Source organism: Pseudomonas sp. P9_35, assembly GCF_034008205.1.
Lineage (GTDB): Bacteria > Pseudomonadota > Gammaproteobacteria > Pseudomonadales > Pseudomonadaceae > Aquipseudomonas > Aquipseudomonas kilonensis.
This window is the reverse complement of record NZ_CP125373.1, coordinates 4,524,003-4,533,068: the sequence shown is the minus strand read 5'-3', so window position 1 is coordinate 4,533,068 and position 9,066 is coordinate 4,524,003. Positions and strand designations below refer to the sequence as shown.

2 protein-coding genes are annotated in these 9,066 nt (G+C 60.4%); one reads left to right on the top strand and one right to left on the bottom strand.

What is annotated here, in order from left to right; genetic code table 11:
• The first annotated feature begins 332 nt into the window (after positions 1–332).
• A complete protein-coding gene (locus tag QMK47_RS19900) occupies positions 333–2,798 on the top strand; it encodes a TonB-dependent siderophore receptor (protein WP_320389200.1) in 2,466 nt (821 codons plus the stop codon).
• Between the two features lie 2,088 nt (positions 2,799–4,886).
• On the opposite strand, the gene QMK47_RS19895 is transcribed toward QMK47_RS19900, so the two are convergent.
• The gene (locus QMK47_RS19895; RefSeq protein WP_320389199.1) at positions 4,887–9,032 is read right to left on the bottom strand and encodes an amino acid adenylation domain-containing protein; all 4,146 of its coding nucleotides are present in this window, start codon (positions 9,030–9,032) and stop codon (positions 4,887–4,889) included.
• Between the last annotated feature and the right edge of the window lie 34 nt (positions 9,033–9,066).

Below are 9,066 nucleotides of genomic sequence, written 5' to 3'. Positions count from 1 at the left end.
CATCACACGAAACAAAAGGCCGTCGCCCAACAGCGCCGGCCTTTTTTTTAATCTTTTTCGCGAATGATAAATAAACTCATTCCGGTTTTTGGCAGGTGCTGCGTCTTACTTAGGTATGTGGGCAAATCGGGTCGGGCAGGACGTCCAGGCACCGGGCTTGTTCAGAAAAAATTTCGCCGTCTTCCAGCCAGATGACCGTGCCCGGGGAGGGGCCGGTCGGCCACGCACTGACATTGCCTTGGGGCAATCGACCGTGCGGGTTCACGTGTGCTGGCGAGCGGCGGGCCCTTCGGCCCCATGGACTTTTACTTCTACCAATAATAGAGAGCACGATGTCATCCATTCATGAGTTGAAACCTCTGTTCAAGGCACTCGTCATGTCCCGCGGCCTGCGTTCGCGGCGGGTGTTGGCCGGTCTGGGGTTGGTCTGCGTACTGCCCCTCAGCGCTCAGGTGATGGCAGAAGACGTCAGCATCAACATTCCTGCGCAACCGCTGCCGCAGGCACTGCAAGCGTTCGGTCAGCAGACCAACCAGCAAGTGATCTACAACGCTGCAGATATGGCCGACCTGAAGAGCACCCGCGTCAGCGGTAAGATGAGCCCGCAGGCGGCCATTGCCGAGTTGCTCAAGGGCACGGGGGTGCGTTACAGCGTTGAGGGCAATACCCTGATGCTGGTGCGCGGTTCTGCCACGGGAGGCCTTGAGCTGGGTGCGACCACCATCAGTGCACAAGCGTTGGACGCGACAACCGAAGGCAGTAACACCTACACCAGTCACGCCGTGACCATTGGCAAGGGCACCCACACCCTCAAGGAAATTCCCCAGTCGATCACCGTGATGACGCGCAAGCAGATGGATGACCAGAACCTGGTCAGCCTCAAGGACGCCGTCAACCAGACCACCGGCATCGTCGGCCTGCAGGGCGTCGGCCAAGGCATGATCCTGTCGTCCCGCGGTTTCCAGATCGACGATTGGCAATACGATGGTGTGCCGATCCTGCGTAACAACTATTCGCTGGGCAACTGGGCGACCCAGGACCTGATCTTCTTCGACCGCCTGGAAATCATGCGCGGCGCGGCCGGCCTGCTGCAAGGCACTGGCAGCCCCGGTGGTGCCGTCAACCTGGTGCGCAAGCGTGGCCAGAGCGCACCGACCGTGACCCTGACCGGCAAGGCCGGCTCCTGGGATCACTACGGTCTGCAATTGGACGCCGGCGGCCCGCTGAACCAGGCCGGCAACATTCGCGGCCGCGTCGTCGTCGACGAAGACCAGAGCAATTCGTTCGTCGACCATGCGTGGACAAAGACTCACTCGCTGTACGGTGCGTTGGACGTCGACCTGAGCGAAGACACCACCCTGGGCTTCGCCGTCAGCCAATCCAACGGCGAATCGCGCGGCAACATCCGTGGCCTGCCTCGTTATGCCGACGGTTCGATGCCGGACGTGTCGCGTTCGACCTACACGGGTGCGCGTTGGAACCGTTCTGAAATCGATGTCACCACCTACTACACCGACCTGGAGCATCACTTCAACGAGGACTGGGCGTTCAAGGTGGGTGCTGTGTACATGACTGAAGATAACCAGGCGAAGAACCAGCGAGTCCAAAGGGGGGGTGGTCTCTTGGCTGATGGCAGTGGCGTGCAATATGCCGACTTCGTGACGGATTTCCAGTCCACGAAGTCTGGTCTGGACATGAACCTGACCGGCAAGTTCGAAGCCTTGTCGATGGAGCAGGAAGTCATGCTGGGTGGCAACTTCTCGCAGTTGGAGACGGATGATAAATTCGCCCGTACATTCAACAATACCAGCGACTCCATCTTCGACCTGAACAATGACCGTCCGGACATCAGCTATGAGAGTCTGATCAACAGCCCGGGCGGGCGAGGCACCCTCAGTAAATACGATATCCGCCAGAAGGGTGTGTATGGCACCTGGCGCGTCAAGCCGATCGATGATCTGACGCTGGTGCTGGGGTCTCGGGTCAGCTGGTATGAGTCCAGCTACAAGTCGAAAACCCAAGACTCGGCCGGTATCACACGCAACGACCCAAGCACCGCAACTGAAACCGGGGTGGTCACGCCCTACGGCGGTATCATCTATGACCTGAGCCGTGAGTGGGCGGTCTACGCCAGCTACACCGATGTGTTCCAGCCCCAGACCGAGGTCAGCCCCAGCGGTTCGGTGCTCAAGCCTATCGTAGGCACCAACTACGAAGTTGGCCTCAAGGGTGAGCTGATGGACGGTCGGGTCAATACCTCCCTGGCCATCTTCCGTTACGATCACGAGAACCGTGCCACCGACATCCCTGGTTGTAATGACGTGAACTGCTCCACTGCCTCGGGGAAAGTGCGCAGCCAGGGTTTCGATGCCGAAATCAGTGGTGAAGTGATAGACAATCTGCAGTTGTTCGCGGGCTACACCTACAACACCACCAAGTACCTGGAGGACCCGGAAAATGAAGGGCGTGTCTACAGTAGCTGGACGCCGAAACACATGCTGCGCGTGTGGGGCAATTACCAACTGACCGGCGACTGGAGCCGCGTCAGCACTGGCCTGGGCTTCACCACCCAAAGCCACACACTGGTTTACCAAGAAAAGACCGACGTACCGGGTTATACCGTGTGGAATGCCCGTATCGGCTACCAGCTGACGCCGGAAATCGCTTTGGCGCTCAATGCCAACAACCTGTTTGACAAGACGTACATAACGTCCGCTTACAACCAGCTCGATGGCAACAACAACTTCGGTGATCCGCGCAACTTGATGTTCTCGGTGAAGTACACCCCGGAGTTCTGATTCTCGCGGGAATGAAATAGACCCGCCTTGTGCGTAGTGTTGGTCACTAAAAAAACGGCGCTTCTTCAGAAATGTGAAACGCCGTTTTTTTTGGCTTTTTTTGGATGGGGTGGTGTGTATATCCGTTGCTGCGGTAACGGCCACTTATGGTTCCGCTCTTACAGCGGCTCACTTTTGAAAAGCGCAAAAGTAAGCAAAACGCTTCTGCCCCACCACTCGGTGCCTCGCCTAGGCTCGGCATGCCCTCACTCCGGCATTGCTCCGTGGGCCCGCCGCGAAGGGCCATCCATGGCCCAGCGCGGCTATCCCGGCATCCATGCCGGGATGCCCACTCCACAATGCCTGCGTTCGGCCATCGTGGTTAACGGGGCGCCTGAGATCAACGTCCGAAACGAGGCGGCCTGATAGCCGACCTGGTTCTGGGTGGGACCGCATTCCCCCTGTGGGAGCGAGCTTGCTCGCGATAGCGGAGGGTCAGTTTACGGTGATGTTGGATGTGCCGGCGTTATCGCGAGCAAGCTCGCTCCCACAGAAGGACCCCGGGTGCATACGGATATTGTGTCTGCAGAAGCTCCAATGTGGGAGCGAGCCTGCTCGCGAAGGCGGCGTTCCAGTCGATGAAGATGTTGGATGTACTGGCCTCTTCGCGAGCAAGCCCGCTCCCACAGAAGGACCCCGGGTGCACACGGATATTGTGTCTGCAGAAGCTCCAATGTGGGAGCGAGCTTGCTCGCGAAGGCGGCGTTACAGTCGATGAAGATGTTGGATGTGCTGGCCTCATCGCGAGCAAGCTCGCTCCCACAGAAGGACTCTGTATGCATATGGATGTTGTGGCTGCTGAAGATCCAATGTGGGAGCGAGCCTGCTCGCGAAGGCGGCGTTCCAGTCGATGAAGATGTTGAATGGACTGGCCTCATCGCGAGCAGGCTCGCTCCCACAGAAGGCCCCCGGGTGCACACGGATATTGTGGCTGCTGAAGATCCAATGTGTGCGAGCTTGCTCGCGAAGGCGGTGTCACAGTCGACGAAGATGTTGAATGGGCAGGCCTCATCGCGAGCAAGCTCGCTCCCACAGAAGGACCCCGGGTGCATACGGATATTGTGGCTGCTGAAGTCCAATGTGGGAGCGAGCTTGCTCGCGAAGGCGGCGTTACAGTCGATGAAGATGTTGGATGTGCTGGCCTCATCGCGAGCAAGCTCGCTCCCACAGAAGGACTCTGTATGCATATGGATGTTGTGGCTGCTGAAGATCCAATGTGGGAGCGAGCTTGCTCGCGAAGGCGGGTGTCACAGTCGATGAAGAGGTTGGATGTGCTGGCCTCATCGCGAGCAGGCTCGCTCCCACAGAAGGACCCCGGGTGCACACGGATATTGTGTCTGCAGAAGATCCAATGTGGGAGCGAGCTTGCTCGCGAAGGCGGGGCTACAGTCGATGAAGATGGTGGATGTACTGGCCTCATCGCGAGCAGGCTCGCTCCCACAGAAGGACCCCGGGTGCACACGGATATTGTGTCTGCAGAAGATCCAATGTGGGAGCGAGCTTGCTCGCGAAGGCGGGGCTACAGTCGATGAAGATGGTGGATGTACTGGCCTCATCGCGAGCAAGCTCGCTCCCACAGGGGAAACGCGGTCACCTAGAACCAGGTCGGCTACTAGGCCGCCTCGCGGTGGACGTTGATCTCGGCGCCCCGTTAACCACGATGGCCGAACGCAGGCATTGTGGAGTGGGCATCCCGGCATGGATGCCGGGATAGCCGCGCTGGGCCATGGATGGCCCTTCGCGGCGGGCCCACGGAGCAATGCCGGAGTGAGGGCATGCCGAGCCTAAGCGAGGCACCAAGTGGTGGGGCATGAGCGTTTTGGTTACTTTTGACTGGGCCGACTCCCGGGCTTCTCAAAAGTGACCCGCCGTCAGGGCGGAACCCTAAGCCGCCGTTACCGAAGAAACGGATATACACACCACCCCTGAAATCCGGCAACCCAGTGTGTCAGGCAAATTGAGTTCGCGCCTTTGGGTCTGCTGCGCAGCCCAGCGGGAGCAAGCTCCCTCGCCACAAAAGCGACCTTGCCACCGTATCGTCTATTGGCGCTATTTCCCTTCCACCGTACTGGCCAGAAAAACCTCGACCAGTGAATCCAGCAACACATCATCAAAAATCATACTGCGATGACGCAACGGGGAATGCACCGAGCATTGCAGCTCACCCGTCAGGCTATAGCCCTTGATCAAGGCTTCGCAGAATGCCAGTTCCCCAGGGGTTTTTTCCGCCTGTGTCCACCAGCAACTGGGACGTACCTGGACTGGTTTGAAGGTGAACCCGTCAAAGGCTTCGAGCAACCGGTCATGCACCGAAAACGCCTGGGCGTTCATGACCTCATCCTTGACGCTTTGCACGATCGACAGCAAGTCGCCTCGGCCCGGCTCGATCTGGCTGGCGGCCCACTCATGGAAGGCCTGGACCGTGCTGGCGGGGTGTTCTTGCCGGTAAGCCGCCGTGCGTTCGGTGAGGGTTGGAAACAGCAAGTCGAAGTATTCGATGGCCTCGAGCAGATCCTGGGAGGCCGGGTCGGCTTGCTCAGCGCCTGGCAAATGTCGATGACGCGACAAGGTTGCCGGGTACAGATGTTCAGGAATCGTGGCGTCCACCAGGCCGAGGAAGCTGACGGTGTGGCCCTGGTTTTCCAGCGACGCGGCGATGTCCAGCGCGATGGTTCCGCCCAGGGACCAGCCCATCAGGTAATACGGGCCTTGGGGTTGGGCGCTGACGATTTCCCGGCTGTAATCGGCGATCATCTCGCGCCAGGCCTCAGGGCTCGCATGGGGTTCGCTGAAGCCGCGGTGCATGACGCCAATGGTGCGCGCCCGATGTTGGAGTTTGCGCGCCAAGGGTTGGTAGCAGAACACGATGCCACCGCTGGGATGCAGGCAAAACAACTGCGGCGCATTGGTGGGAGCGGTGTTCAAGGGAACAAGACACTGAGTCTGCTGCCGATGCTCCTGCGAAATGAACAGTGCCAGCTCCGCGATGCTCGGGTTGACCAGCAGCGCCTGCAGACGCACGGTGATGTTCAGGCGTGCCTTGAGGTTGGCGATCAGCTCAATCGCCAGGATCGAATGCCCACCCAGTTCAAAGAAGCTGTCGTTGATCCCCACGCGCTCAACCCTGAGGGATTCTTGCCAGAGCTGCGCCAGCGCCTGTTCCAATTGAGTACGCGGCGCCACGTAATCGGTCTGCCGAAGACGCGCGTCCGGTTCCGGCAAGGCCTTGCGGTCGAGCTTGCCATTGGCATTGAGCGGCAAGTGATCGATGAACACCAGGTGACTGGGCACCATGTAGTCCGGCAACTGCGCTTTGAGAGCGGCCAACAGACCTTCGCGTAACCCACTCATGGACGCTTGCGTGGCAATCACATAAGCGACCAGTTGCAGGCCGGCCGGGCCTTCATGGGTCAACACGACACAATCCCGGACCGCCGGCAGCGCTTGCAAACGTGCCTGGATTTCGCCCAATTCAATGCGGAATCCGCGGATCTTGACCTGGTGATCCAGGCGCCCGATGTATTCGATGCTGCCGTCGCTGCCATAACGTGCCAGGTCGCCGGTGCGATACAGGCGACCACCCGGCAGCGGATCGAACGGGTCGGGGATAAAGCGGCTGGCGGTCAGGTCGGCGCGTTGGTGGTAACCACGGGCCAGGCCGGCCCGACCGACATGCAGCTCACCGATGCAGCCCTTGGGGACCGGGTTCAGGTGCGCGTCGAGCACATACCAGGACAGGTCGACGATGGGCTGGCCGATAGGGCTCGCGGTCTCGCTGTTCAAGTCGTCGATCGACAGCGGTCGCCAGGTGACATGGACGGTCGTTTCCGTGATGCCATACATGTTGATCAATCGAGGCGACTGGTCGCCGAAACGTTCGAACCAGGGGCGCAAACTCTGCACATCGATGGCTTCGCCGCCAAAAATGACCTGGCGCAGCCGGTGACCAAGCGGCTGATGAGGCTCGCAGGCGACTTTTAGCAACGACCTGAACGCCGAGGGCGTCTGGTTGAGCACGGTGACGTGTTCTTGGCAAACCAGGGCGTAGAACTCCTGCGGCGAACGACTCACCGCGTGGGGCACGATGACCAGTCGGCCGCCGTGCAGCAACGCACCGAAAATTTCCCACACGGAAAAGTCGAAGGCATAGGAATGGAACAGGCACCAGACGTCCTGGTGATCGAAGCTGAACCAGCGGTCAGTGGCCCGGAACAATCGGCTGACGTTGTGGTGCGTCAGCAATGCGCCTTTGGGCTGGCCGGTCGAGCCGGAGGTGTAAATCACATACGCCAGGTTATCCGGGTGCATCGGCACATCCGGATTGTGTTCGGGATAGTCGCCCTCGATCTCGACGGGGTCGAGCGACAAACAGTTCATGTCGGCTGGCAACGCCAACGATTCACGCAGATGAGCCTGGGTCAGGATCTGCGTCACGCCACTGTCCTGGATCATGTAGGCCAGGCGATCGGCCGGGTAGGCCGGGTCCAGCGGCACGTACGCGCCACCGGCCTTGAGAATCGCCAACAGGCCAATGATCATTTGCGGCGTACGCTCGGCGGCGATGCCGACCAGCACGTCGGGCCCGACGCCTTGCTCGATCAGCCGATGGGCCAGTTGATTGGCCTGTCGATTGAGCTCGGCATAGCTCATGTGCTGCCCTTCAAAGGTCAGTGCCGTGGCGTCACCCGTGGCGGCGGCATGGGCCTCGATTAACTGGTGCAGGCACTGTTCGCAAGGCAGTCGGGTGGGCTGGCGGTTCCAGTCGTGCAGGGTGTGTTGCCGTTCCTCAGCGCTCAGCAATTGCAATTCGCCGAGGGCGCGTTCAGGGGTTTCGATCAGGTCCTGCAACAGGTTTTGCCAGTGGCCGGCCATGCGCTCGATGGTTTCAGTGCGGTAGAGATCACGGCTGTATTCGAACGTCGCCAGAATCTGCTGCTGTGAATAATCGACATCCAGCGACAAGTCGAACTTGGCCTGGCTGTCGCCTGTATCGAGAAACTCCAGGGCCAGTTCGCCGTTGGGCGAGATCGTCAGGGGCGGTGAGCCGGTGCGCCAGTTGAACAAGACCTGGAACAAGCCCTGTGCGCCGGGACGTTGCAGTTGATCAAGGATCAGCTCCAGCGGGTAGTCGGCATGTTCCAGCGCGGCGAGGGACTGGGCGCGCAAACTGCGCAGGAAATCCGACACGCTGTGGGTCGAGTCGATCCGCGTCCGATACACCTGGCTGCTGACAAAGAACCCCACCAGGTCCTGGCATTCATGGCTGTTGCGGTTGGCGTTGGGCACGCCGACGGTGAAATCGTCCTGGTTGCTGTACCGGCCCAGCAACAGCTGCCAGGCAGCCAGTGCCACCACGAAAGGCGAAAGGCCCTGGTGTTGGCAGAACGCGTCCAGGGCCCGGGTCACTGCGGGGGCAAGTGTTACGTGCACACGTCCGGCCCTATGCTGCTGGCCGGCGGTGCGGGGGAAATCCAGGGGCAGTTCCAGCGTGGGCAGGTCGCGACCCAGGTAGTGGCGCCAGTATTCACCGCTGCGCTGGCAGGCCGTGCCCTGCAAATACTCGCCTCGCTGATGGGTGGCGTAGTCGGCGTATTGCAGGGACAACGGTGGCAGCGGTGACGGATCACCGAGCAAGGCCTGAGCGTAGGCCTGGGTCATGTCCTGCATGAGGATCGTGTTGGACCAGGCATCGGAGACAATGTGATGCATGTTGAGCAGCAGTACATGTTCGTCGCTGCCCAGCCGCAGAAGCGTCGCCCGCATCAGCGGCGCGTGGCTGAGATCGAACGGTTGCCGGGCGTGCAACTCGATGCGCTGTGAGAGTGCCATGGCTCGTGCCTGGGGGGCGAGCGCGCCGAGGTCCTCCCGATGCAGGATTAGGCAGACGTTGCGCTCGACGACCTGGACTGCCGCACCGTCGAGGTCATTGAACGCGGTGCGCAGGATGTCGTGTCGGTCGATGACCCGATTCAGCGCCTGTTCCAGGGCGTCGGCATCGAGTCTACCGGTCAGGCGCAGGGCCCGTGGCAAGTTGTAGGCCGAACGGGCCGGGTCTCGCTGATGCTCCAGCCACAAGCGTTGCTGGGCGAAAGACAACGGCGCGCGGTCCAGCCGGCGGCTGGCGCTGGCGTGCATGTCGCCGGCGACATCGTCGAGCAGCAGCATCAGCAGATCATCATCTAGCAGTTCGTTCATGGTGTTCTCGATAAACAGCATTGCGTCGGACGGG